Source organism: Gammaproteobacteria bacterium (assembly GCA_029880545.1).
Lineage (GTDB): Bacteria > Pseudomonadota > Gammaproteobacteria > Acidiferrobacterales > SZUA-150 > JAOUOD01.
Genome location: JAOUOD010000007.1, coordinates 5,001 through 31,662, shown reverse-complemented (window position 1 = coordinate 31,662; position 26,662 = coordinate 5,001). Strand labels below are relative to the sequence as shown.

Here is a 26,662-nt window from a genome sequence, read left to right as displayed (position 1 = left end):
GGGGCGATTTAGGCGTTTGCCGCCTCATCGGAATCCCCGCCTTCTGTGGTCCCGATGGAACTGAGATTGATTGACAGTGCATTCTCCAGCGCCTGGGCCTCATCAATCGCATCCTGACGCTTGCGCTGACGATCCTGGTGATGGGCAAGACCTGTCCCCGCCGGAATCAGACGACCGACAATGACATTTTCCTTCAGTCCACGGAGGGAATCCCGTTTGCCGTTGATTGCTGCCTCGGTCAGAACCCGGGTGGTTTCCTGGAACGATGCCGCGGAGATGAATGACTCGGTCGACAAGGAGGCTTTGGTAATGCCCAGCAATTGACGCTCGTACTCGGCCGGGCGTTTGCCTTCGGTAGCAGTACTATCATTGGCTTCCAGCAGGCGGGCCCGCTCAACCTGCTCGCCCGGCAGGAACAGGGTATCGCCCGGATCCAGGATGATTACCTTGCGCAACATCTGACGGATAATGACTTCGATATGCTTGTCATTGATCTTTACACCCTGCAGGCGGTAAACGTCCTGGATTTCGTCAACTATATAATTGGTGAGCGCTTCGGTTCCCAGCAGACGCAGAATATCGCTGGCCACAGGTGAGCCTTCCACAATGGTGTCCCCCTGCTCGATGGATTCACCCTCGAACACGGAAATATGGCGACCCTTGGCGATAAGGTACTCATTGTCGACACCATCCTTGTCAGTAATTACCAGTCGAACCTTGCCCTTGGTCTCTTTGCCAAATGAAACCACACCCGATACTTCGGCCAGGATCGCCGCATCTTTCGGTTTGCGTGCCTCGAACAGCTCGGCTACACGCGGCAGACCGCCAGTGATATCACGGGTCTTGGAGCTTTCCTGCGGAATACGGGCCAGTACGTCACCTGTGCCAACTTTCTGATTGTTCTCAACGGTCACAATGGCACCGGCCGGCAAGTTGTACTTGGCCGGGATCTTGGTGCCAGGAATCATGACTTCGTCACCATTATCATCGACCAGGCCGATAATCGGTTTCACATCCTTGCCGCCGCGCTGCTGCTTGGCGTCCATAACGACGTAGGTGGACAGCCCGGTCAGCTCGTCGGTCTGCTTGTTCACCGTTACACCCTCAACCATGTCGGTAAACTGAACCTTGCCGGCGAGTTCGGTAATAATCGGGTGGGTATGCGGATCCCAGCTGGCAACAACGTTGCCCGGCTTGACCGAGGAGCCGTCGCTGACAGTAATGGTTGCGCCGTAAGGAATCTTGTAGCGCTCGCGATCACGGCCGTGTTCGTCCTGGACGATCAGCTCGCTTGAACGAGATACGGCAACCACGGCACCACTGGCGTGCTCAACCTGCTTGATGTTGTTGAACTTGAGCGTACCGTTGGTCTTGATTTCAACATTACTGATAGCGGCTGCTCGCGATGCCGCGCCACCGATGTGGAACGTACGCATGGTCAGCTGGGTACCGGGCTCACCAATTGACTGGGCAGCGATTACACCCACTGCCTCGCCCTGGTTGACCAGGTGTCCGCGACCCAGGTCGCGACCATAACACTTGGAGCAAATGCCGTAACGGGTGTCGCAGGTTACCGGCGAGCGGGCAATAATCTGGTCGATATTCTTTTCTTCCAGCAGCGAAACCAGCGCTTCGTCCAGCATGGTGCCGTCTTCTACCAGCACAGTCTTGCTGTCGGCCGGGTCCTTGATATCGCCGATTACAACACGACCCAGGATTCGGTCGCGCAGCGGAATGACCACTTCGCCGCCTTCTACCAGGGCCTGCTTGACGACACCGGTAGTCGTGCCACAGTCTTCTTCGGTTACAACCAGGTCCTGGCAGACGTCAACAAGTCGACGAGTCAGGTAACCGGAGTTGGCGGTCTTCAGCGCAGTATCGGCAAGACCCTTGCGCGCACCGTGCGTGGAGATGAAGTACTGCAAGACGTTCAGACCTTCACGGAAGTTGGCAGTAATAGGTGTTTCAATAATGGAGCCGTCCGGCTTGGCCATCAAACCACGCATACCGGCAAGCTGACGTATCTGGGCGACACTGCCTCGCGCGCCCGAATCCGCCATCATAAAGATTGAGTTGAAAGAATCCTGCTTGACCGCGTTACCTTCGGCATCGGTCGCATCCTCAGACCCCATTTGATCCATCATCGACTTGGCAACACGCTCGGACGTATGGGTCCAGATATCAACGACCTTGTTGTAGCGTTCACCATCGGTCAACAAGCCAGACTGGTACTGTTTCTGGATCGCTTTTACTTCGTCCTCGGCATGACCAAGAATGTCCACCTTTTCCGGCGGCGTCATCATGTCGTCAGAACCAATGGAAATACCGGCGCGGGTTGCATAAGCAAATCCGGTATACATCAATCGATCTGCGAAAATAACGGTGTCCTTCAGACCAACACGGCGGTAACAGTTGTTGATAAGCGCCGAGATGGCCTTTTTCTTCAGATCAAGGTTGACCTCGGAAAACGGCATGCCCACCGGCAACAGTTCTGACAGCATTGCCCGACCGGCAGTTGTATCGTAGAGCTTCGTGGTTTCAACTACATTGCCTTCGTCATCGTACAGGCGCTCACGAATACGAACCTTTACTGCAGCATGAAGTGACAGGTAGCCTGAATCATAGGCACGCTGTACTTCAGCCACATCGGAAAATGCCCCGCCTTCACCTTTTTCGTTAACGCGCTTGCGGGTTGCGTAGTACAAACCAAGCACGATGTCCTGTGACGGCACGATAATTGGCTCACCACTGGCCGGCGACAACACGTTGTTGGTCGACATCATCAGTGAACGGGCCTCGAGCTGGGCTTCCAGCGACAACGGAATATGTACCGCCATCTGGTCACCGTCAAAGTCAGCGTTATAGGCCGCGCAAACCAGCGGGTGCAACTGGATAGCCTTGCCTTCGATGAGTACCGGCTCAAACGCCTGGATACCGAGACGATGCAGGGTTGGTGCGCGGTTCAACAGCACCGGGTGCTCTCGAATCACTTCTTCAAGAACGTCCCAGACTTCAGCGGTTTCAGACTCAACCATCTTCTTGGCGGCCTTGATAGTGGTCGCCAGGCCGCGCGCTTCGAGCTTGCCGAAGATAAAAGGCTTGAACAGTTCAAGCGCCATCTTCTTGGGCAGGCCACACTGGTGCAGCTTGAGCGTCGGACCTACCACGATTACGGAACGACCGGAGTAGTCAACACGTTTGCCGAGCAGGTTCTGACGGAAACGTCCCTGCTTGCCCTTGATCATGTCAGCCAGCGACTTGAGCTGGCGCTTGTTGGCGCCGGTAATGGCCTTGCCGCGACGACCGTTATCCAGCAGTGCGTCAACCGCTTCCTGCAGCATGCGCTTTTCGTTGCGGACAATGATGTCCGGGGCATTAAGATCCAGCAGACGCTTCAGTCGATTGTTTCGATTAATAACGCGACGATACAAGTCATTGAGATCTGATGTGGCAAAACGGCCACCGTCGAGCGGAACCAGCGGGCGTAGCTCGGGTGGTAGCACCGGCAGGATTTCCATGATCATCCATTCCGGCTTGTTGCCGGACTGAATGAACGCCTCGAGAACCTTGAGGCGCTTGGTGAATTTCTTGATCTTGGTCTCGGAACCGGTTGCTGACAGCTCTTCACGCAGCTGCTTGGCCTCGTCTTCCAGCTCAATGTCCTTGAGCAGGTCACGAATCGCCTCGGCACCCATGCGCGCGTCGAATTCGTCACCGAATTCCTCGATCGCATTGAGATAGGCTTCTTCTGACAGCAGCGTGCGCGGCTCAAGCGTGGTCATGCCCGGGTTTACCACGACATAGGCTTCAAAATAGAGTACGCGCTCGATTTCACGCAAGGTCATGTCAAGCATGAGGCCCATGCGTGATGGCAGTGATTTGAGGAACCAGATATGGGCTACCGGGCTGGCCAGTTCAATATGGCCCATACGCTCACGACGCACCTTGGACTGGGTGACTTCAACGCCGCACTTTTCACAAATCACGCCACGATGCTTCAGGCGCTTGTACTTGCCACACAGGCATTCGTAGTCCTTTACCGGGCCGAAAATCTTGGCGCAGAACAGGCCGTCACGTTCCGGCTTGAACGTACGATAATTGATGGTCTCAGGCTTCTTGACCTCGCCAAATGACCAGGAACGGATCTTCTCTGGTGATGGCAAACCAATGCGAATGACATCAAAGTCTTCCGGTTTGCCGGGTTGCTTGAACAGATTGAAAAGATCTTTCATGCTATTTCCTCAGTTATTCGGGCTGCGCCCGACTATCCAAATTCGGTTCCGAAACGAGTCCTTGCTTATTTCTGCTCGAGATCAATATCCAGGCCCAATGACCGGATTTCCTTGAGCAGAACATTGAACGACTCCGGCATGCCGGCTTCCATGCGATGGTTACCCTTGACGATGTTTTCAAACATCTTGGTACGACCATGCACGTCGTCTGACTTGACCGTGAGCATTTCCTGCAAGGTGTAGGACGCGCCATAGGCTTCCAGCGCCCACACTTCCATTTCACCGAAACGCTGACCACCGAATTGTGCCTTGCCGCCGAGAGGCTGCTGTGTAACCAGGCTGTAAGGACCGGTTGAACGCGCGTGCATCTTGTCATCGACAAGGTGGTTCAGCTTGAGTACGTACTTGTAGCCAACGGTAACCGGGCGATCGAACGCCTGGCCGCTGCGGCCATCATACAGAGTGGTCTGCCCCGAAACCGGCAGGTCCGCCAGTTCCAGCATTACCTTGATTTCCTCTTCCGAGGCGCCGTCAAATACCGGTGTAGCCATAGGTACACCCTTGGTCAGGTTTGCGGCCAGTTCAAGGAACTCATCGTCAGTCAGCGAATCCAGGTCTTCCGAACGGCCCGACCGGTTGTATATCTGGGCAACAAATTCACGCATCTCGGCAATGGAACGCTGCTCATCAAGCATTCGGCCAATCTTTTTGCCCAGGCCCTTGGCGGCCCAACCGAGATGGGTTTCGAGTATCTGGCCCACGTTCATACGTGATGGCACGCCCAGCGGATTCAGCACGACGTCCACCGGCGTGCCATCTTCCATGTACGGCATGTCTTCAACAGGAACAATGCGTGAAATGACACCCTTGTTGCCGTGACGTCCCGCCATTTTGTCTCCAGGCTGCAGACGACGTTTGACTGCTACGTATACTTTCACCATCTTCAGAACGCCAGGCGCCAGGTCATCACCTGATGTCAGCTTGACTTTCTTCTCTGTGAAGCGCGCGGCAAACAACTCTTGCTGCTGCTTCAGGTGTTCGCGAATCTGCTCAAGTGCCTGGCTTGCATCTTCATTGCGCATGCGAATGTCGAACCACTGCTGGCGCGGCAATTCTGTCAGGTAAGCCTTGGTCAGCTTGTCGTCAGAGTTAAGCCCTGCAGGACCGCCATCGGCGACCTTGCCAATCAGCATTCTCTCAAGACGGGCAAAGGCGTCGTCTTCAACAATACGATACTGATCGTTCAGGTCTTTCTTGACCCGCTCAAGTTCGTATTCTTCATTAGCCTTGGCACGCGCATCTTTTTCCACGCCGTCGCGGGTGAAAACCTGTACATCGATAACGGTACCGGACATGCCGGAAGACAGGCGCAGCGAGGTATCCTTCACATCGGATGCCTTTTCTCCAAAGATAGCGCGCAGCAGTTTTTCTTCCGGGGTAAGCTGGGTTTCACCCTTCGGGGTGACCTTGCCCACCAGGATGTCGCCGGCCTTGACCTCGGCACCAATATAAACGATGCCGGATTCATCCAGCTTGCTCAGTGCTGCCTCACCGACATTGGGAATATCACGGGTGATTTCTTCAGGGCCCAGCTTGGTATCACGGGCAACCGTGTTCAACTCCTCGATGTGGATAGTGGTATACATATCCTGTTCGACCACGCGCTCGGAGATGAGAATCGAGTCTTCGAAGTTGTAGCCGTTCCAGGGCATAAACGCGACAAGGACATTCTGGCCCAGGGCCAGTTCGCCCATATCGGTTGAAGGACCATCAGCCAGCACATCACCAACGGCAACAATGTCACCCACCTTCACCAGTGGTCGCTGGTTGATATTGGTGTTCTGGTTGGAACGCTGATACTTGGTCAGGTTGTAGATATCCACACCAACTTCGCCCGGACCGGTTTCATCATCATTGACGCGAACAACGATGCGCGCGGCATCAACAGAATCCACCATGCCACCGCGCTTGGCGACCACGGTTACGCCGGAGTCGACAGCAACAATTCGCTCCATGCCGGTACCCACCAACGGCTTCTCACTCCGCAGCGTAGGCACTGCCTGGCGTTGCATGTTTGAACCCATCAATGCACGGTTGGCATCGTCATGCTCAAGGAAAGGAATCAGGCTGGCCGCAACAGATACGATCTGTGACGGCGCAACGTCGATATATTCAACCTGGTCTGGCGTCGACAACAGGAATTCATTGCGGTTACGGCAAGACACCAGTTCGTCTATAAGTTTGCCATTCTTGTCCAGGGTAGCGTTGGCCTGGGCAATAACAAACTTGCTTTCTTCAATGGCGGACAGGAAATCAATCTGTTCGGTTACCTTGCCGTTATTGACCTTGCGGTACGGTGTTTCCAGGAACCCGTATTCATTGGTGCGGGCAAAACACGACAGCGAGTTGATCAAACCGATGTTCGGACCTTCAGGTGTTTCGATCGGGCATACACGGCCATAATGCGTCGGGTGAACGTCACGCACTTCAAAACCTGCGCGCTCACGGGTCAAGCCACCAGGACCCAATGCAGAAACACGGCGCTTGTGAGTAACTTCCGACAGCGGGTTGGTCTGATCCATGAACTGCGACAACTGCGAAGAACCGAAGAATTCCTTGATGACCGCCGATACCGGTTTGGCATTAATCATCTCTTGCGGCATCAGGCCTTCACTTTCAGCCAGCGTCAGGCGCTCCTTGACGGCACGCTCCACGCGCACCAGGCCGATTCGGAACTGGTTTTCAACCAGTTCGCCGACGGAACGAACGCGGCGATTACCCAGGTGATCGATATCATCAATTTCGCCCTTGCCATTACGCAGGTCGATCAGGGTCTTCATGACATCAATGATGTCTTCCTTGCTCAGGATGCCCGGGCCTTCATCACTGTCGCGACCAAGGCGACGGTTGAATTTCATACGGCCGACAGCAGACAGGTCGTAGCGATCTGCCGAGAAGAACAGGTTGTTAAACAGGCCCTGGGCAGCATCCTTTGTCGGCGGCTCGCCCGGGCGCATCATGCGATAAATTTCAATTTGCGCTTCCAGTGCGTCGTTGGTCGGATCGAGGCGCAACGTATCGGAAACGAACGGTCCCTGGTCCAGGTCATTGGTGTAAATCGTCTGGATCGTATCGATACCCATGGTGAGCAGCTTTTCGAGCAGCTCGTCGCTGATTACCGTATTGGCTTCGGCAACCAGTTCACCGGTTTCAGTATCGATGATGTTGTGTGCCAGCGAACGGCCGACGACAAACGATGGCGGTACCGCCAGTGTTTTGAGTCGTGACTTGTCCAGTTCACGGATATGACGAGCGGTAACACGGCGACCGGCCTCAACAACTACCTCGCCCTTGCCGGTTGAAATATCAAATTCAAACTGCTGGCCACGCAGGCGTTCGGCCACCAGGTCCACCTTGATCTCTTTTTTGCCAAGGTGGAACGTATCCGTTTCAAAAAACAGTCCGAGAATATCCTCGCGGGTCAGGCCCAGCGCATGCAGCAAAATGGTTGATGGCAGCTTGCGACGACGGTCAATGCGGACGTACAGCACATCCTTGGGATCGAACTCCAGGTCCAGCCAGGAGCCGCGATACGGAATCACGCGGGCAGAAAACAGCAGCTTGCCCGAAGAATGGGTCTTGCCGTAGTCGTGTTCGAAAAACACGCCCGGCGAACGGTGCAGCTGGGAAACAATGACACGCTCGGTGCCATTTATGACAAACGTACCGTTGTCAGTCATGAGCGGGATTTCGCCGAGGTAGACTTCCTGCTCCTTGATGTCACGCACAGTCTTGCTGCCGGTGGTATCGTCCTTGTCGAACACTACAAGTCGAACCTTGACACGCAAGGGTGCCGAATAGATCAGGCCGCGCTGCTGACATTCCTTGACGTCAAAAGCCGGTTCGCCCAGGCGATAGCTGACAAACTCCAGGGCTGCGTTACCGTTGTAACTTTCGATCGGGAATACCGACTTAAAAGCCGCTTGCAGACCCTGGTCAATTCGCTGCTCAGGCTCGGTCTCCGCCTGCAGGAACTTCCTGAAAGAGTCTTTCTGGATTTGCAGAAGATAAGGCACGTCCAGAACATGCGGACGTTTGCCAAAATTCTTGCGAATACGTTTCTTTTCGGTGAATGCGTAACCCATTCTATTCCTCGGCCTGTATCAGTAAACCCTGTTCATTAACAACCGGTTAATGCCCGATCACTAATATGCAAACAGGAACAGGCCGGCACCCCTTGGCGCCAGCCTTTCCCGTCGGTTCCATCGCTGCCCGGTCATGGTTTGACCGGAACAGCTTTGTCAGCGAGCCTCGCTGATCCAAAGTCTTACTTGAGCTCGACCTTGGCGCCAGCTGCTTCCAGCTGCTTCTTCATGTCTTCGGCTTCAGCCTTGGCAGCTGCTTCCTTGACAGTCGCCGGTGCGGATTCAACCAGGTCCTTGGCTTCTTTCAGTCCCAGGCTGGTGACGGCACGTACGGCCTTGATAACGGAAACCTTGTTGGCGCCGGCTTCGGTCAGGACTACGTCGAACTCGTCCTTCTCTTCGGCAGCGGCAGCACCGGCATCACCACCCGCAGGAGCAGCAACGGCAACAGTAGCGGCAGCGGCAGATACGCCGAACTTTTCTTCCATGTCCTTGATCAGCTGAGACAGCTCAAGAACGGTCATGTTGGAAATTGATTCCAGAATATCTTCTTTAGATACAGCCATTTCTATTCTCCTGAATAAATTAACTTACGGCTCTTAATCGAAAAAGTGTTGTAGCGCTGGTATTCGCCTCAGGCGGCTTCCTTGGCATCACGCACAGCAGCCACGGTACGGACAAACTTGCCAGGAACCTCGTTGAGGGTCTGGACAAATTTCTGTACCGGCGCCTGCATGGTTCCAAGCAGCATAGCCAGCAACTGTTCGCGGCCCGGCAGTTTCGCCAATGCATCCAGCTCAGCTGCACTCATCAATTTGCCTGACATGGCGCCAGACTTGATGACCAGCTTGTCGTTGGTCTTGGCAAACTCAGCCAGCACCTTGGCAACAGCAGCAGGATCGTCTGAACACGCAAAAGCGAGCGGACCAGTCAGCTCATCTTTCAGGCATTCAAAATCGGTTCCTTCTACTGCGCGACGGGCGAGCGTATTCTTGACCACGCGCAAAAAGACGTTGGCTTCGTGCGCTTTGCGACGAAGTTCAGTCATCTGCCCGACGGTCAAGCCGCGATATTCAGCCACGATAGCTGCTTCAGCACCCTTGACTACTTCGGATACCTCAGCCACAACGGCCTTTTTCTGCTCCAGGTTCAGACTCATTCGAGTCACCTCCGTTACAGCGTTAGCCGGTGATCGTATTCAGGTTTACAGGGCTATACCCTTCCTGTATTCGAAACACCGTCTGCGTAGGTTTCATCATCAATACAACCGATGACATTAAGTGCTCACGCACACCTACGGTCTTAGACACCCGCACCACGGTACTGCTGTGGCGCGGCCCTTGAAGCGTCGGCAGTCAGACTGCGTCGACTTCAAATACTTTTAAATCGTGTCGATACTGGCGCGATCGACAGCAATACCCGGGCCCATGGTCGTGGACAGGGTAAATTTCTTGAAGTACTGACCCTTGGCTGCAGCCGGCTTGGCCTTCTGCAATGCGGCAATCAGTGCATTCAGGTTTTCTTTCAGTGCCTCGGCGTCAAATGAAGCCTTGCCGATCGAGCAATGAATAATACCGGCCTTGTCGATGCGGAACTGAACCTGTCCGGCCTTGGCATCCTTTACCGCCTTGGCAGCGTCCGGCGTCACCGTTCCCACCTTCGGGTTTGGCATCAGGCCGCGGGGACCCAGGATCTGGCCCAGCTGACCAACAACACGCATGGCATCAGGAGTGGCGATACAGATGTCAAAATTCATCGTGCCTTTCTTGATGTCTTCAGCCAGGTCTTCAAATCCGACAATGTCGGCACCAGCTGCCTTGGCAGCTTCGGCCTGTTCGCCCTGGGCAAATACGGCAACGCGAACGGTTTTGCCGGTACCGCGCGGCATAACAGTGGCGCCACGTACGTTCTGGTCGGATTTACGTGCATCCACGCCCAGGTTAACCGCGACGTCTACGGATTCATCAAACTTGGCTGATGCGGTTTCCCTGACCAGGGTCAGCGCTTCATCAAGACTGTAAAACCTGTTGCGCTCAACCTTCTCGGCCAGCGCCTTGATACGCTTGCTCTTCTTGGCCATTTACACACCCTCCGTTTCAATACCCATGCTGCGTGCACTGCCGGCAATAATTTTCACGGCGGCGTCCACGTCATACGCATTCAGGTCAGCCATCTTGGTCTGGGCGATTTCTTCCAACTGGGCGCGGGTGACCTTGCCTACCTTATTGGTATGTGGAACGCCAGAACCCTTCTGGATGCCTGCTGCTTTCTTCAGCAATACTGAAGCGGGCGGGGTCTTGGTAACAAAAGTAAAGCTCTTGTCACTGTATACGGTGATCACCACGGGGATGGGCATGCCCTTTTCCATTTTCTGCGTCTTGGCATTAAATGCCTTGCAGAATTCCATGATGTTTACGCCACGTTGACCCAGGGCCGGACCTACCGGTGGACTGGGATTGGCTTCCTGTGCAGCTACCTGCAACTTGATATAGGCATCGATTTTCTTTGCCATGATTGCACTCCGTCGGGTTCAAGCGATCGATGATTCAAACACCGATCTCCCCGTTAATTTAGGTTTGAACAAACAATCAGGACTTTTCGACCTGACTGAAATCCAGCTCTACTGGCGTCATACGACCAAAAATGGAAACTGCTACGCGCAGCTTGCTCTTGTCGTAGTTCACGTCTTCGACCGTGCCATTGAAATCAGCAAACGGACCGTCAATAACGCGGACTTCCTCGCCAGAGGTAAAGGAAAACTTCGGCTTCGGCTTTTCAACGCCTTCCTGCACCTGTTGCAGAATTGCCTGGGCTTCCTTCTCGGTGATTGGTGTCGGCTTGTTACCAACACCACCAATAAACCCGGTCACTTTCGGCGTATTCTTCACCAGATGCCAGGTATCATCATTCATTTCCATTTTCACCAGCACGTAGCCGGGGAAAAACTTGCGTTGAGTGGTGCGCTTCTGGCCACCTTTCATCTCAACCACTTCTTCGGTCGGCACGAGCACATCATCGAAATACTCACTCATACCGGCATTATGGATATGTTCTTTCAGCGAACGGGCAACCTGTTTTTCAAAACCGGAATAGGCGTGCACGACATACCAATGTTTAGCCATAAACCCTATACCTCGCTCAGGTCAGCATCAGGACCAGCTTTCCCAGCGCCCAATCGACGATCCACAGGAAAAGCGCGATCAAAATTACAAGGGCAATCACTACCAGCGTTACCTGGGTGGTTTCCTTGCCCGTTGGCCATACCACCTTGCGCAACTCGGTGCGAGAGCTGCGAGCAAACTCAACTGCTGCACGTCCTTGCGTTGACTGTACCGCTACCAGAAATGCGATGACACCGGCAACCAGCAGACTGGATACCCGCACCAGATCGGATTCAGCACTAAAATAGTAAAACGCTCCAATACCTGCACCAAGAATCAGTGCAGCCACCATGAGCTTTAATTTATCCATCATTGCTCGCTGTTCTCTCTCGCCACATTCGTGGCAGGCCAGGAGGGAATCGAACCCCCAACCTGCGGTTTTGGAGACCGCCGCTCTGCCAATTGAGCTACTGGCCTATCAACCTCGTTAGGCCGCGCCGCCGGCAAACCGGCGGCTGACACCAATTACTCAATAATCTTCGATACCACACCGGCGCCAACGGTACGGCCGCCTTCGCGAATCGCGAAACGCAGGCCATCTTCCATGGCGATCGGGGCGATGAGCTGTACGGTCATCTTGACGTTGTCGCCAGGCATAACCATTTCCGTGCCTTCCGGCAGGGTGCAGGCACCGGTCACGTCAGTCGTACGGAAGTAGAACTGCGGACGGTAACCGTTGAAGAACGGGGTATGACGGCCGCCTTCTTCCTTGCTCAGCACGTACACTTCAGCTTCGAAGTGGGTATGCGGCTTGATGGAATTGGGCTTGCACAGTACCTGGCCACGCTCTACTTCTTCACGCTTGGTGCCACGCAGCAGGATACCGACGTTGTCGCCTGCCTGGCCCTGGTCCAGCAGCTTGCGGAACATTTCCACGCCGGTGCAGGTGGTGGTGGCAGTATCCTTGATACCGACGATCTGGATTTCATCGCCAACCTTGACGATGCCGCGCTCGATACGGCCGGTGACCACGGTACCACGACCGGAGATGGAGAAGACGTCTTCTACTGGCATCAGGAAGTCGCCGTCAACGGCGCGTTCCGGCTGCGGGATGTAGGAATCCAGGGCAGCGGCCAGTTTCTCGATAGACGGCTCACCGATATCAGAGGTGTCGCCTTGCAGCGCCTTCAGCGCAGAACCGGTGACGATCGGGGTGTCATCACCCGGGAAGTCGTAGCTGTCCAGCAGTTCGCGTACTTCCATTTCCACCAGTTCCAGCAGTTCGGCGTCATCCACCTGGTCGGCCTTGTTCAGGTAGACCACGATGTACGGCACGCCGACCTGGCGGGCCAGCAGGATGTGTTCACGGGTCTGGGGCATCGGGCCGTCAGCGGCAGATACCACCAGGATGGCGCCGTCCATCTGGGCGGCACCGGTAATCATGTTCTTGACGTAGTCGGCATGGCCCGGGCAATCCACGTGGGCATAGTGACGCGCGTCCGTTTCGTATTCCACGTGGGCGGTGGCGATGGTGATACCGCGCTCACGCTCTTCCGGGGCGTTATCGATGTCGGCGTAATCCTTGAACTCGCCGCCGGACTTCGCGCTCAATACCTTGGTCAGGGCCGCAGTCAGCGTGGTCTTGCCATGGTCGACGTGGCCGATGGTGCCCACGTTGACGTGGGGCTTGTTGCGTTCAAATTTTTCCTTGGACATCTTGGGAGCCTCTTTCGTTTTCCGTTTTGGTTGCCCTAGTGAATGGATCCGGTCGATTTATACCGACCATGCCGACCCGGTTTACTATATATATTAAGTACATCTACAAACTAAATGCTGATCCCGAAATCCCTGGGCGACGCTGCGCCCTGGAAATCTGGAGCCCATGGGCGGAATTGAACCGCCGACCTCATCCTTACCAAGGATGTGCTCTACCCCTGAGCTACATGGGCGAAAACCATTTTTAGCAGCCGCTACCGGCGGCAGGTCAGTTCACCCTCGCTGCTCGCCACTTCCATTCTGGAGCGGGTGATGGGAATCGAACCCACGTAGTCAGCTTGGAAGGCTGAAGTTCTACCATTGAACTACACCCGCAAAACTCGGGGTTTTTCACCCTCGCCGGTTATCCCGGTCGCGCAACCTCAATTTCCTGAGATTTTGCGTACAATTTAGTGGTGGAGGGGGGAGGATTTGAACCTCCGAAGGCGGAGCCGTCAGATTTACAGTCTGATCCCTTTGACCACTCGGGAACCCCTCCCAAAATAAGCCGCGCATTGTGATGAAGCGCCTGACAAATGTCAATAAGAAAACGCCTCCAGGCCGGTCACCTGAAGTCAATCCACAACACCTGTCGTGGGCGCGGATTATGCTCCGGATTCGCACCAAGGGCAACGATTAAGGCCGAGACTGCGCCCATAACTCCGTTTTCGTGGTTACGCGGCAATACGGGATACGGGCATATCCGCTCTTCGGCAGATCTTTGGCTTGGATTGTCTGTAGTAATTGCGTTATGCTGGCCGCGGATTCAGCAATGTCGTGCACGGCTCCCGCCTTCACCTCGACATCTATAATAACCAGACGCTGACCGCTCTTTCGCATTTTGTGGAGAAACTCTATGTCTAACTGTCTGGAGATTTCTCATGGCTCACATTGTTATTCTCGGAGCAGGTATTGCCGGCGTTCCGGCTGCCTATGAATTACGCTCCGCGCTGGATAAACAGCACACCATCACCGTCATCAATAAATACGACTATTTTCAGTTTGTACCCTCCAACCCGTGGCTGGCCGTGGGCTGGCGGAAACGGGGCGCCATTACTGTGCCTATCGGAAAATACCTCGGAAAGAAAAAAATCAACTTCATTGCCGAAACCGTCAGCAACATCGAGGCTCAAAACAACAAACTGATCCTGGCATCTGGCGACGTCGTTGATTACGACTACCTGATTATTGCCACCGGGCCCCGGCTCGCCTTTGAAGAAGTGCCGGGTTCCGGCCCGGAAGGCTTTACCCAGTCTATTTGCACGGTCAATCATGCCGAGAAGTCCTTTGAAGACTTTCAGAAACTGGTAAAAGACCCGGGTCACGTCATCGTCGGCGCGGTACAGTTTGCCAGTTGTTTTGGCCCGGCCTACGAATATGCGGCCATTCTTGACACCGCACTGAGGCGCGCAGGGGTTCGTGACCGCGTACCCATGACCTTTGTTACCAGCGAACCCTATATTGGCCACCTGGGTCTGGGTGGAGTTGGTGATTCACACGGCCTGCTGGAAAGCGAATTCCGCAACCGTCACATCAAGTGGATTACCAATGCCAAGGTGACCAGGGTTGAACAGGGCAAGATGTTCATTGATGAGCATGATCGCAAAGGCGAACTGTTTCAGCAGCATGAACTGGAATTCAGGCACTCCATGATGCTGCCAGGATTCAAGGGCGTTGATGCGGTAGCCGCCGTTGAGGGTCTGTGTAATCCACGAGGCTTCGTTATCGTTGACGAGAATCAACGCAGCCCAAAATACAAAAATATTTTCTCCGCCGGCGTCTGCATCGCCATCCCGCCTGTCGAGGCAACGCCGGTACCTACAGGCGCACCGAAAACCGGCTATATGATCGAATCCATGGTGTCAGCCATTGTCCATAATATCCGTGCCGAGCTCACCGGCTATGCACCCATCCACAAGGCGACCTGGAACGCGTTTTGTCTTGCCGATCTCGGCGATACCGGCGCTGCCTTCATCGCCCTGCCACAAATTCCGCCACGCAATGTCACCTGGTTCAAAACCGGCAGGTGGGTACACTGGGCCAAGATCGCGTTTGAGAAGTATTTCATTCGCAAGATGAAAAAAGGCGTATCTGAACCGCTGTTTGAAAAGTGGGCGCTGAGAATGATGGGAATTGTGCGCCTGAAGAAATCCTGACGCCCGTCATACAAAAAGCCCGACTTGGCAGTCGGGCTTTTTGCTCATTCAGTCACACCCTACGCCTGCTGTTGTCGAATCAGGTTGAGTGCCGACCCGGCAACAAACCAGTCGATCTGCTCGCGAGTCATGGTATGACCGGCCTCAATGGTTTCAATAGCGCCATCAGCATGACGAATATTTACCGACACCGTTGAGCCGGGCGCGATTTTGTCCAGATCCTGGAATGACAAGCGATCATCCCGTCGAATCTTGTCATAATCGGCGGGATTGCTGAACGTGAGCGGCAAAACGCCCTGCTTTTTCAGGTTAGTCTGATGGATACGGGCAAAGCTTCGGCTCAACACAACCCGGCAGCCCAGGTGACGCGGACTCATGGCAGCATGTTCGCGAGACGAGCCTTCACCAATATTTTCATCACCGATCACCACCCAACCTTGACCTTGAGCCTTGTAGGCGCGGGCGATGGCGTTCAGTGGCTGATTTTCCTGTGCCGATATCACGTTAAAACCGGTACCGGTTTCGGTGCCGAATGCATTGTTGGCGCCGGAATACATATTGTCACTGATGCGATCCAGGTGGCCGCGGAACCTCAGCCACGGGCCGGCCGGGGAAATATGATCAGTTGTGCATTTGCCTGCTGCCTTTAGCAATACGGGCAAATCCTGGTAACCAGCGACCTTGTCGACCGGCTCGAAAGGCTCGAGCAGACTCAAGCGCTCACTATCCAAAGCCACATCAATCTTGACGCTGGCACCGTCTTCGCTAGGTGGCTGGTAGCCGCTGGCGCCACGATCAAAGCCCTTGGCCGGAAGCTCATCAGCGACCGGAGGCTCCAGCTTTAATTTCTCGCCATTTTCGAGTGTGATGCCATCCACCAGCGGGTTGGTGTCAAATGACCCGGTAAATGCATAAGCAGTCACCACTTCGGGGCTGCCGATAAAAGCACTGGTCGTCGGGCTGCCATCGTTGCGGCGCGGGAAATTGCGATTATAGGAGGTCAAAATAGAATTGGGCTCGTCCTTGACGGAATCCACGCGATCCCACTGACCAATACAGGGCCCACAAGCATTGGCCAGCACGGTGGCGCCAACCGCTTCCAGGTCTGCCAACAAGCCATCACGCTCAATCGTCGCACGCACCTGTTCTGAGCCTGGCGTGACCATAAACGGAATCTTCGCCTTGCCACCCGCCGCCTTGACCTGGCGTGCCAGGTGCGCGGCCCGGCCAATGTCTTCGTACGATGAATTGGTGCAGCTGCCTATCAGGGCGGCGGTAACATTCAGCGGATAGTCATTCTTTTTGGCATCGGCTTTCATCTGCGATACCGGTCGCGCCAGGTCAGGCGTGTGCGGACCGACAATATGTGGCTCCAGCCCGGACAAATCGATTTCAACAATTTCGTCGTAGTAGTCAGACGGATTCTCTATCACTTCCGGATCTGCGATCAGGTGGCGGGCAGCACCTTCGGCAAGGCGCGCCACTTCTTCACGCTCGGTGGCGCGCAAGTAGTCGGCCATTCTTGAGTCAAACGGGAAGACGGATGTGGTCGCACCCAGTTCCGCTCCCATGTTGGTTATTGTCGCCTTGGCTGTGCATGACAAGGACTCAGTGCCAGGACCAAAATATTCAACGATCTTGTTAGTGCCGCCTTTTACTGTCAGCAGCCCGGCCAGCTTCAGGATCACGTCCTTGCCACTGGTCCAGCCTGACATCGTGCCGGTCAACTTGACGCCAATCAGTTTTGGCCACATCAGCTCCCACGGCAGTCCCACCATGGCATCAACGGCATCGGCACCACCAACACCAATGGCGGCCATACCAAGACCGCCGGCGTTCGGCGTATGAGAGTCGGTACCAATCATCAGGCCGCCCGGGAATGCGTAATTTTCCAGCACCACCTGGTGGATGATGCCTGAACCCGGCTCCCAGAAACCCATGCCGTATTTCGCCGCGGCAGACTGAAGAAATGCATAGACCTCGTGATTGGTATCCGATGCGACCGCCAGATCGCTCTTGGCACCCACCTTGGCGCGAATCAGGTGATCGCAATGTACGGTAGACGGAATCGCCACTTCTTTACGGCCGGCGGTCATAAACTGGAGAATGGCCATTTGTGCCGTGGCATCCTGCATGGCCACGCGATCAGGCCTCAGGCCCACCGTAGTCTTGCCTCGCTCCGGCAATCCGGCGCCGCTGTCCAGCCAGTGAGAAAACAGGATTTTCTCCGCCAGAGTCATGGGGCGATCGAGGCGCTTGCGAATGGAATCCAGTCGCTCTCCGAGCGATTCGTAATGGCTGCGAATCATTTCTATGGCATCGGCCGGAAATTTTTCCATAAGTCTTCTCTTCTGCTTTTTCTGGACGGGACGTAAGTATAAAAAAATAAAATGGAGCCCGCAGTCGGAATTGAACCAACGACCTACTGATTACAAGTCAGTTGCTCTACCTACTGAGCTATGCGGGCACAGATGATGTGGGCGCGTATTGTAAGAAACTATGGCAAACAGAAGCAACTGCAAATCACCGGAAATTTCGCCCAATTTTCAGCCTTGCTTCGCCGCGGCGACAGGCCGGCACTGCACCTCCTGCGCTCGCGCCTGATCCCAGTTTCGCTTGGCGAGCACAGGTTTCAGGTCCTTTTCCGATTTGATATCAATAAAATAGTGCTTCTGGTACCGCACCAGAGTTTGCCGGCTAACCTTGAATCCCTTTCTTTCGAGCCGGCGCATATGGGCAGCGGCATTTTTCTTGACCGCAAAAACACCAAGAGAAATCGCATTTTTCATACCGGATTCATGGATCAGCGCATGATCCCGGAACCCCGCCCGGTTCAGTCGTGAACGCATGGCCGCGACCTCCTGAGCCGAGGCCAAGGGCTTGATGTAGACGCGGTAGGAGGTCACTTCCTGCTCTGACTCGGAGGGCGCGGCCGACACAACATAATCTGCCAGCCACTGGCGAACCGGCTTCAGTGATGCTTCTTTCTCAAATGGCCCGATTCGGTAACACATTCGGGGCGGTGAGACATCAGTGAGCACGGTGGTCTGCGGCGCTGTTTGAGCCCGTGCCTGCATAGCCGCAGCGTCTGCTTCTGACAACAGCCGCATCTTTTCAGGGGCAATTTCCGGTCTCGCCTCCAGGGCTGCAGGCACCGCAGCGTCGGTCACATACCAGTTACCCCACATCCACATGCCAACGTTGGCCAGCAACAGGCCTGAAAACAGCCACTTCATCGGGGTTCTCCCGCCGCCATTTCCAAGCCCTTCAAGACGAGATCTGGTTGGTAAGTCATGCGCTCAATTATATCTGCAATTGCACACGTCGGATCGGTTTTTGCCTGGCCCGAGAACTCTTCCATCAAGCTGATGCCGCCGCCGCCAGTCACCCATACGGGTGAGTTTTTTGGCAGTCGTTGCCAGTAGTACAACACCAGGGCAATTGCAGCGGCCGGGTATCCCACCGCGACCCCTGCTGACACAGCCAACGACGTCGAGGATTCGGGACCATTGTCTTTGGTGGTCAGGTTTAACACGACTTCGCCGATTCGACCCGTTCCGCGGCCTAGCGACGCGGCAATCAGTCCCGGGCCAGGAAAAATGGCACCGCCCAGCATTTTGCCGTCCTTATCCACCGCATCAACCGTTAACGCGGTTCCGGCATCTACCACTAAAACGGCCCCCGTAGAAAGATGATATGCCGCGATCACCGCCAACCAGCGGTCTACGCCCAGGCGGCCCGGTTCATCGTAACAATTATATACACCCAGCTGAGAGGGCTTCGCCTCAAGCCATTCGGGCACAATATTCCATGTTGATTTCAGCCAGGATTGCAGCTCGAGGCGCCGTTCATCGCCAGCAACACTGCTGATCAATACCCGGCCCGGTTTTGCAACAACGCTATCCACAAAACCCATGCCTTCACCGGTCGTCCAGCTGTCAGCGTCACGCACTGCCCAGCGGATATTGCTGTTTCCCTGGTCGATGAGCAGCATCATTTCATCAGCCTCAGGCTGACTTCGCCTGAATGATGCGCACTAATCCCGGCACTGGTACGCAACAACAAGGCGCCGTATTCATCAACACCCTGAATAATGCCTTCCTCGGTACTGTCACCCTGAATCAACACAACAGGCTTGTCAGCATAAGCGTTGCGCGACAACCAGCGGTTACGAAAACTCTCAAAACCTTTGTCCACAAATTCGTGGAACACGGAGATCATCGCGACCGCCAAATGACCGGCCAGCTCATTTCGTGAGACAGTCGGCGGTCCGGGAACATTGCGAAGATCGACCCAGGGCTGGTCTATGGACTCGGCATCCTGGTTAACCATATGCAGATTCAGCCCGAGCCCGACGACTAGCCGGGTCGGGCCTTCCGATTCACCCTGCATATCGACCAGCACTCCACCAAGTTTGTGTCCCTCCCACATGAGATCGTTTGGCCACTTGAGCTTTACGCCCCGGTAACCAAATACCTCCAGGGATTCAACAATACCAACGCCGATGGCCAGGCTAAGTCCGGCAACCTGGGGTGGGCGTAACGGCAACCTCTGTGAAACAGATATTAGAATATTTCGGTAAGGCGTAGCTTGCCATAGCCGGCCACGTCGGCCGCGACCAGCCGTCTGGTGCTCAGCCATGCAAACCAGCGAGTTTTCTGACAAGCTTTTTTTATCGACAAGATAACGACTTGTCGATTCCAGCTGCTCGTGTATTTCCAGTTCAACGTCGCTATGACCGGAGCCGTTGATGATGCTCATCACCCGGTCTCGATCCAGCAATTCAAGCGGCTCAGCAAGCCGGTAACCCTTGCCGGTAACCGAATGAATCTCAAGCCCGGAGGCGCAAAGCTGTTGAATAATCTTGTTCACGGCGGCACGGGTGATCGCCAGCCTGTCACCCATAAGCTTGCCGGAATGAAACTCGCCATCGGAAAGAATGCGCAGAATGGTTATACGACTGCTAGTCATGGCTGCATCTTACCCGGAAACCGGGCGACACGTCAGCGAATTGAAGGAATTTCCCGTTATGCTCATGATGTTCGATCACGACACCCCCACCGGAACCGTAACCGGATTGTTGCTCCCGGCTCAGTCTAGTCCAGCCCCGATAGACAGGTGTTTGCGGAACCCCTATTCTCCAAATTTCCGATATTAATCCTGCAAACATACTCTAGACCTGGTTGCGACTGCCTTGCCAAACAAACCCTTCCTGCCAGAACCTGCTCGCTACTTTCCGCTCAATCCCGGCGGCTACGGGATTGAGCCTGGTCTCAGCAGGCTTGGAAAAGACTTTGGCAACGGTGATGCTGATCGCAAGCTTTTCCAGATCGACACACAGTTTATAGCGTATCGCCACAATGCCCTGTCGGCACGGCGCGAAAGACCTGGCAAATACGTCTGCAACTTGTCCGCAGAGAGCACTGGCAGCCGCCTGGCTAACCTGTTCATCGCCAAACAGCTGGCAGCAGAACATCCCGGGCTGTTCAATATAGATACAACGTCCGACCACCTGGCATTGAGTTGTCGCCTTTCGGGTGATCGCCTTGTATTTCGACACAGCGGAACGCTTGATGTGACTCTCACGACAACCGCGGATGCCGGACAATTCAAAAATGGCTGGGATGCGCTGGGCTGCCAGGTACAGGAGGATATGGCCCTGGTCAGCGTTGATCAGGACAACAATATCATTACAGCTTTGCATCTTTGTGCCGCCAACCACTGGGGTGCGGAGCAAAAAATCGGACAATCTTTTCTTGATGCCCACGCGGCCGTTCCGCGTTTCACGCAACGGTATTCGGACAATAACAAGTTATTACATGGACTGATGTCCAAAGGACCCTATACCCGGTTCGCCTGGGGGCTGGCTACTGATTGTCGCCTGAATCATCATCCGGTCGCGCCGGAGCATGTCAATGCCGATGACTGGCGCGGCCGCCGCTTTGACCCGGCCAATCCGGAGCTGTACCTGCGAATCGAACGCCAATGTCTGCAGGGCGTTCCCGGAACCAGCCAACTTTTGTTCACCATCAGAACCTATTTTCTTGATGCGCGGGAGATCGCGAAGAGCCAGAACGAAGCCGGCTTGCTGATCAGCTCTTTAAAAGGAATGGACGCCGCCAGTCAGCAATACAAGGGGTTGTCAGCTGACAGGGACGATATTATCGGCTGGCTTGGCACGTTACCGGCGCTGTCATAGTCCGGTCGACAAGCCAGTCTGGCAAACACGGAACGGCTCAGGATGAGCCTGCGGTGAGCTCGGATTTTAACTCGTCAAGACTGATACGTTTTCGCAATGCATCAGCGAGCGTATACTTGTCGATCTCGCCGAGAAATGCGTTCGTGGCCTCCCTGAAAATCTTTGGCAGTCCGCACACCGGCAATACCCTGCAGAAACCGTCATCAGACTTGCAGTTAACCATTGCGAAACCGGGCTCGGTTACCCGAACAATATCGCCAAGCCGGATATTTTGCGGATCATCAGCCAGTTTTATGCCACCGGCACGACCCCGCACCGTAAGCACCAGCCCTTCCTGGGCAAGCTTGTGAACAATCTTGACCAGGTGGTTTTTTGATATGCCATAGTATTCGGCAATATCACTGATTGTCGCCAATTCATCGTCGCTCAGGGCGAGATAAAACAACACCCTGAGAGCATAGTCTGTATGGACGGTTAAATGCATGGATGACCCGCCAACTCGATATTACCAAGGTATGTAACCTGCCACAGCCGAATCCGTTACACAAGCACCCAAAGCGCTGCCGACATTACCAACAGAAATCCAGCAACCAGATAAAGAAGGTATGTTACTTCGATACCCCCCTGGACGGCCTTCGATTTGGATTTTGTCCGCATTCGCGCCAGCAGCAATGCTCCGGCTGCCAGAAAAACATGAAATACCGAGATCGCGTGATAGACGTTGGCACATTGCTGACCGACAGATCCACACAACAATCCCACCTCGGCCCCCTGTTTCTACGCCATTGCAGGCAATGATACTTCCATCGCTACCGGCAGATGATCCGACACAGGCAAGTGCACAACATTCAGCTTGTCCACGCGCATGCTTCGGGAAACGAGAATATGATCCAGCGATCTGAGCGGTCGCCAGCTCGGGAACGTATGCATGTCGGCCACAGGCGGATGCAAATCGGTCAGGGAAAGCAGTGCATCCATCTCCCTGCTATGCGCGTCACAGTTAAAATCGCCCATTAAAACAACGTGCTCATAGTCCGAGATCAATTCACTCAAATATGCCATCTGCTTGAGCCTGGTTCTTCGCCCCAACGCCAAGTGTGCCGTAATCAGGCAAACCGTGTGCCCGTTGTACTCCATTTCTACGGCCAAGGCGCCGCGTCCGGGAATTATTCCGGGCAACTTGTTCTCGCTGGACACCTTGAAATTAATGCGACTCAGGAAGCCAATGCTGTGTTGGGCAATACGACCCAGGTTCCGGTTAATCTGTTCATGCCAAAATGGAAAATTGGCCTTGCGTGCAAGGTACTCGGTTTGACTCATGTACTTGCTACGCAAGCTGCCGCCATCTACCTCCTGGAGACCGACCACGTCATAGCGGGACAGTTCTGCAGCAATATGTTTCAGGTTGTGCTTTCGCTCAATGGCCGGCAGAAAATGCTTCCAGCTCCCGGTAACGTAATGGCTGTACTGACTTGTTCCGATCCCGGTCTGAACATTAAATGAAAGAATTCTCAGTGGTCGAGCATCAGTTCCCCCACAGTTTGCTACCGGCACACTTGGCAGCCGCTCATTGCTGTGGTCGTCGACGGTGTCATTTTCCAGGATCATTAATTTACAACATTACTAATGTGGTTTAAGAAAGAGTATGACTCGTTATCATCTTCATTTCAGTATGGGACCGTTTTTGATGGATTGCCAGCCCGGGCGCGGCAAATAGTCCGGCCAGACAACTGACTTGTGGGCGGTTGGTCGCAAGCCGCTGTTTTGTAGAGCTAATTCCGCAGACATTCAGGCCATGGAACTGAAAATAATTGTCGCCTGGTAGGAAAAAAAAGCTGCGATCAATGCAAACCCTTCAAATCGGTTCAAACGCCCCGGGCCACGAAATCCGTAGGCCATGGCGAACAAGGCAACAGTCATTGCGATCATCACCGGAAAATCTCTCAACAATACCTGCTCCGGCAAAGGCGTGGGGCTGATCAAGGCCGGCATACCCATGACAGCAAGCAGGTTGTACATGTTTGATCCCAGTACGTTACCAATTGCAATATCGTGCTCCTTCTTCAGCGCACTCATCACCGAGGCTGCCAGTTCGGGCAAACTGGTACCAATCGCGACAATGGTCAGGCCAATCACGAGGTCACTGACTCCCAGGGCCTGGGCAATATTTACCGCTCCCCATACAAGTATTCTGGAGCTGACTACAAGCCCGACAAGACCGATTACAAACCAGATTATTGCCTGTTTCATCGGCATCGTATCGGGCAGTTCAGCCTCGTACTCGGATGCAATTGGATCAGTGCGACGACTGCGAAGACCAAGGTTCACCATCCAGTAAATCATCAATCCCAATGCCGCAAACAGGATAAAGCCGTCGATAAAATCGAGACTGCCGTCCAGCACCAACATCAGGCTTAACAGCATCACCGCGAACAGTATCGGGAACTCTCGCCGCAAGGTCTCAGAGCGAACCGACAACGGTACCACCATGGCGGTAATACCGAGTATCAAGCCGACATTCGCGATGTTCGATCCAAGCGCATTCCCTACTGCCATACCCGGCGCACCATTCCAGGCAGCAACCGCGGAAACAAAGATTTCGGGAGCAGACGTCCCAAAAGCGACAATGGTCAATCCAATAATTAGCGGCGCAACACCAAGATTTCTGGCGATAGCGGCCGACCCGTTCACAAACCGGTCGGCAGTCCAGACAAGGAGAACAAAGCCGGCAACAATAGCAATAAAGGAACTCAAAAGGACAAATCCAGGTTATATGATCTAACGGATCAGGCTGACGGCACCGACAGGCCTTCTATTTCAAGCAGCAAGTCACTGCGGCAGATATCAGCATGCAGATACATGATCGGGACCCCTGGTACCCGGTCTTCAAGCAGGGTCCTCACAGGCCAGTAATCCTGCTCATTTCTAATATATACCTTCAGCAGCGCCAGGTCAGCACATCCGCGCAGTTTGCTGCCACAAGCCTTGTTGGCCTGCAATAACAACTCATCAATATTTTCCAGGGTTACATTAAGCTGGAGTGACAAGTCATCCTTGTGCCAAGTTTCGTGGCCACGAATGCTCGCGGTACCTGAAATAAACAGGCGGGCATTCTGACCGCTGCCTGTGACCATGCCCCTGGAGAATGATGGGCTGCGCGGTCCATATTGCGCAGGGTATTTGTAGGCGCTTACCTGCTTCGGGTTTTCCACTGCCTCGCCTCTATGGCGCGATGCCAGGAAGAAGAGTGTCAGCTGGCCATTTTCACATCCTACAGCACTGGCTGCCGGCAGGCTGTTGGCATCAGTACCTTGGCGGGCGAATATCGTCTCATGGCGTGCCTGGCAAAAACGCTTGTAACACTCGAGGCCGTCAATTTCCGAGTTAATGTCAGGCAAGTAATTCCATACCCGCACCAGATATTTGTGGCTCGTGCAATCAAGGAACTTTATAAGATCGCCATAGGCAATCGATGTATCTGAATCGATTGTCCCGGGCGGCCTGTTCGGCTGCCAGACTCCAAACAGGAAATTCTCATTGGCACGGTAGCAGATATTGTGCATACAACCAGTATCCACAGGCTCCGTGGACAACCAGGTTTCACGGTCAAACGATTCCGGAAACGCCCGCAAGGGTACTCGCGCCACGGTCTCGTCCCGTGCCGCATCGACATCGACCGTATATTCGACCGCACCCAGCACATATAAACCGGCAGCCGCATCAGGCGCACGTTCACCTTTGGAATATTCGACCAGCAGGCAGTCGCCAGGCCTCTTATCAGGACTTGTTGAACCGGACTTCTGGCGGATCTCCGACAAGATCATATTGATTCTTCTGGCTAACTCAGTTGTCTGCCCGATCAGGTGCGGGCAGGTACGGTAGCTGTATACTCACTAAAGATACCAAAAACACGATGGCGCTTTACTTCGCCAAGGCCGGCGGCCGCCATTGCAGCCAGAATTTTCTCCGGTGGCACGCAGTATTCGATGGTATCCCAGTAATAGCGCATCAACTCACCCGCTCGACGATCGCGCATAAATACGGCCGAAACGGCAGGAATAACGATGCGCAGGTAGAATTTTGACAACCAGAAACCAACAGTTGTGGTCGGGCGCGTCACCTCGAGAATCAATAACCGGCCACCCGGCCTGGTAACACGCGCATACTCAGCAAAGGTATTTTTAAGGTCATCCACATGGCGCAACGCATAGCCCATGCTTACCAGGTCGAAATAATCCGACGGGAACGGCAAAGATTCAGCTCCGGCCTGAACCAAAGGATTAGCGGCCTGGCGACCGGACTCCAGCAACATATTAAAGCTACGATCGAGACCAACCACCTCCCCGGTTTCGCCAACAATTGCGCGCGCAGAGCGCGCAACAGGTCCGGTTCCCGTTGCCACATCCAGAACCTTCATCTGTTTCTCAAGACCAACACGCCGTAACGCTACCTTGCGATACCACTCTCCCGATCCGAAAGACATAGCCCTGATTATCCATTCATAGTACCTGGCGGTGTCATCAAACAAGGTTGATACAAACTGTCTTCGCCTGGATGAATCAGAGTAATACTCATCCAGTACCGGGTGTGGGCTGTAGCCAGCCTGCATATCATTGTTTTGTTTCATGGTTTGAGCCTATCTTTTTCCGCCACCCTTAGCAATGCTTGGTATCAGCCCGATACAGCATCTCCGCCTTTAGCATGATTCCCGTATTAACAAGCAACCCCGGGAGCGGGCTGCTACATACGGATGTGGAAACCTAACCTCTGGGCCGTGGCGACGGCGTACCGGAATTTCAAGTAAGTTCTGCAACGACCTTACTATCGGGGGACTCGGCGCGCATTATCTCGCATTATCGATCCCGGCCCAGAGGTGCATGGCCTGTACCCGGGCAGCATAAAACACCGGTATACGAGAAACGAGCAGATCTGGGACTTTCACCAGGCGAGACCGGGATGTTTTTAACAGGGCTCCAGGCAATATTCCACTAACAACCCGGGAGCAAAAAAACTCCTGGCAATCAATAAATACCCGGGCTTTTACGAATTAAAACCTGCCATGTGCGGCGCACCC

General features: G+C 54.4%; 20 protein-coding genes and 5 tRNA genes. 2 read left to right on the top strand and 23 right to left on the bottom strand.

Annotated features, from left to right (window positions below; genetic code table 11):
* Positions 1-8: 8 nt before the first annotated feature.
* The 13 genes from rpoC to OEZ10_09240 all read right to left on the bottom strand — a co-directional run bounded on the left by rpoC (position 9) and on the right by OEZ10_09240 (position 13,732).
* Positions 9-4,232, bottom strand: coding sequence for a DNA-directed RNA polymerase subunit beta' (rpoC, locus tag OEZ10_09300; GenBank protein MDH5633169.1), 4,224 nt, complete (start codon positions 4,230-4,232; stop codon positions 9-11).
* Between the two features lie 65 nt (positions 4,233-4,297).
* Positions 4,298-8,377: a DNA-directed RNA polymerase subunit beta gene (rpoB, locus tag OEZ10_09295; GenBank protein MDH5633168.1), complete on the bottom strand. Its 4,080-nt coding sequence runs from the start codon at positions 8,375-8,377 to the stop codon at positions 4,298-4,300.
* Positions 8,378-8,559: 182 nt separating this feature from the next.
* Positions 8,560-8,943 (bottom strand): 50S ribosomal protein L7/L12, encoded by a 384-nt coding sequence (gene rplL / locus OEZ10_09290; GenBank protein MDH5633167.1) that lies wholly within the window; start codon positions 8,941-8,943, stop codon positions 8,560-8,562.
* A 68-nt stretch (positions 8,944-9,011) separates the two neighbouring features.
* Positions 9,012-9,536, bottom strand: a complete 525-nt coding sequence (gene rplJ / locus OEZ10_09285; protein ID MDH5633166.1) for a 50S ribosomal protein L10 — start codon at positions 9,534-9,536, stop codon at positions 9,012-9,014.
* A 222-nt stretch (positions 9,537-9,758) separates the two neighbouring features.
* Complete coding sequence (rplA, locus tag OEZ10_09280) at positions 9,759-10,457, bottom strand: 50S ribosomal protein L1 (protein MDH5633165.1); 699 nt, start codon at positions 10,455-10,457, stop codon at positions 9,759-9,761.
* Positions 10,458-10,889: a 50S ribosomal protein L11 gene (gene rplK / locus OEZ10_09275; protein ID MDH5633164.1), complete on the bottom strand. Its 432-nt coding sequence runs from the start codon at positions 10,887-10,889 to the stop codon at positions 10,458-10,460.
* Between the two features lie 76 nt (positions 10,890-10,965).
* Positions 10,966-11,499 (bottom strand): transcription termination/antitermination protein NusG, encoded by a 534-nt coding sequence (gene nusG, locus OEZ10_09270; GenBank protein ID MDH5633163.1) that lies wholly within the window; start codon positions 11,497-11,499, stop codon positions 10,966-10,968.
* A gap of 16 nt (positions 11,500-11,515) precedes the next feature.
* Positions 11,516-11,851: a preprotein translocase subunit SecE gene (gene secE / locus OEZ10_09265; GenBank protein ID MDH5633162.1), complete on the bottom strand. Its 336-nt coding sequence runs from the start codon at positions 11,849-11,851 to the stop codon at positions 11,516-11,518.
* Between the two features lie 28 nt (positions 11,852-11,879).
* Positions 11,880-11,955, bottom strand: a tRNA-Trp gene (locus OEZ10_09260).
* 48 nt (positions 11,956-12,003) lie between these two features.
* Positions 12,004-13,194 (bottom strand): elongation factor Tu, encoded by a 1,191-nt coding sequence (gene tuf, locus OEZ10_09255; GenBank protein MDH5633161.1) that lies wholly within the window; start codon positions 13,192-13,194, stop codon positions 12,004-12,006.
* 158 nt (positions 13,195-13,352) lie between these two features.
* Positions 13,353-13,427, bottom strand: a tRNA-Thr gene (locus OEZ10_09250).
* Between the two features lie 68 nt (positions 13,428-13,495).
* Positions 13,496-13,569, bottom strand: a tRNA-Gly gene (locus OEZ10_09245).
* 78 nt (positions 13,570-13,647) lie between these two features.
* A tRNA-Tyr gene (locus OEZ10_09240) sits at positions 13,648-13,732 on the bottom strand.
* 382 nt (positions 13,733-14,114) lie between these two features.
* On the opposite strand from OEZ10_09240, the gene OEZ10_09235 reads away from it, so the two are divergent.
* On the top strand, positions 14,115-15,389 hold the full coding sequence (locus OEZ10_09235; GenBank protein MDH5633160.1) for an FAD-dependent oxidoreductase: 1,275 nt from the start codon (positions 14,115-14,117) through the stop codon (positions 15,387-15,389).
* A gap of 59 nt (positions 15,390-15,448) precedes the next feature.
* Here the strand turns inward: OEZ10_09235 and OEZ10_09230 are convergent, their stop codons facing one another.
* From OEZ10_09230 to birA, 5 genes are all read right to left on the bottom strand, one after another.
* Positions 15,449-17,728 (bottom strand): aconitate hydratase, encoded by a 2,280-nt coding sequence (locus OEZ10_09230; protein MDH5633159.1) that lies wholly within the window; start codon positions 17,726-17,728, stop codon positions 15,449-15,451.
* 52 nt (positions 17,729-17,780) lie between these two features.
* Positions 17,781-17,856 (bottom strand) — tRNA-Thr (locus OEZ10_09225).
* 79 nt (positions 17,857-17,935) lie between these two features.
* On the bottom strand, positions 17,936-18,625 hold the full coding sequence (locus OEZ10_09220; protein MDH5633158.1) for an SPOR domain-containing protein: 690 nt from the start codon (positions 18,623-18,625) through the stop codon (positions 17,936-17,938).
* Positions 18,622-19,386: a type III pantothenate kinase gene (locus OEZ10_09215; GenBank protein ID MDH5633157.1), complete on the bottom strand. Its 765-nt coding sequence runs from the start codon at positions 19,384-19,386 to the stop codon at positions 18,622-18,624. Before OEZ10_09215 ends, OEZ10_09220 begins: the two co-directional genes overlap by 4 nt.
* On the bottom strand, positions 19,383-20,360 hold the full coding sequence (gene birA, locus OEZ10_09210) for a bifunctional biotin--[acetyl-CoA-carboxylase] ligase/biotin operon repressor BirA (GenBank protein ID MDH5633156.1): 978 nt from the start codon (positions 20,358-20,360) through the stop codon (positions 19,383-19,385). Before birA ends, OEZ10_09215 begins: the two co-directional genes overlap by 4 nt.
* Before the next feature lie 223 nt (positions 20,361-20,583).
* Between birA and OEZ10_09205 the strand changes: the two genes are divergently transcribed.
* The gene (locus OEZ10_09205) at positions 20,584-21,588 is read left to right on the top strand and encodes a DUF3445 domain-containing protein (protein MDH5633155.1); all 1,005 of its coding nucleotides are present in this window, start codon (positions 20,584-20,586) and stop codon (positions 21,586-21,588) included.
* Between the two features lie 37 nt (positions 21,589-21,625).
* Here the strand turns inward: OEZ10_09205 and OEZ10_09200 are convergent, their stop codons facing one another.
* From OEZ10_09200 to OEZ10_09180, 5 genes are all read right to left on the bottom strand, one after another.
* Positions 21,626-22,072, bottom strand: a complete 447-nt coding sequence (locus OEZ10_09200; GenBank protein ID MDH5633154.1) for an Rrf2 family transcriptional regulator — start codon at positions 22,070-22,072, stop codon at positions 21,626-21,628.
* A 293-nt stretch (positions 22,073-22,365) separates the two neighbouring features.
* The gene (locus OEZ10_09195) at positions 22,366-23,196 is read right to left on the bottom strand and encodes an endonuclease/exonuclease/phosphatase family protein (protein ID MDH5633153.1); all 831 of its coding nucleotides are present in this window, start codon (positions 23,194-23,196) and stop codon (positions 22,366-22,368) included.
* 180 nt (positions 23,197-23,376) lie between these two features.
* Positions 23,377-24,342 carry a calcium/sodium antiporter gene (locus tag OEZ10_09190; protein MDH5633152.1) on the bottom strand — a complete coding sequence of 322 codons (966 nt, stop codon included), beginning with the start codon at positions 24,340-24,342 and terminating at the stop codon, positions 23,377-23,379.
* A gap of 32 nt (positions 24,343-24,374) precedes the next feature.
* A complete protein-coding gene (locus OEZ10_09185; protein MDH5633151.1) occupies positions 24,375-25,412 on the bottom strand; it encodes a hypothetical protein in 1,038 nt (345 codons plus the stop codon).
* Between the two features lie 35 nt (positions 25,413-25,447).
* Positions 25,448-26,215 (bottom strand): class I SAM-dependent methyltransferase, encoded by a 768-nt coding sequence (locus OEZ10_09180; protein ID MDH5633150.1) that lies wholly within the window; start codon positions 26,213-26,215, stop codon positions 25,448-25,450.
* Positions 26,216-26,662: the final 447 nt, after the last annotated feature.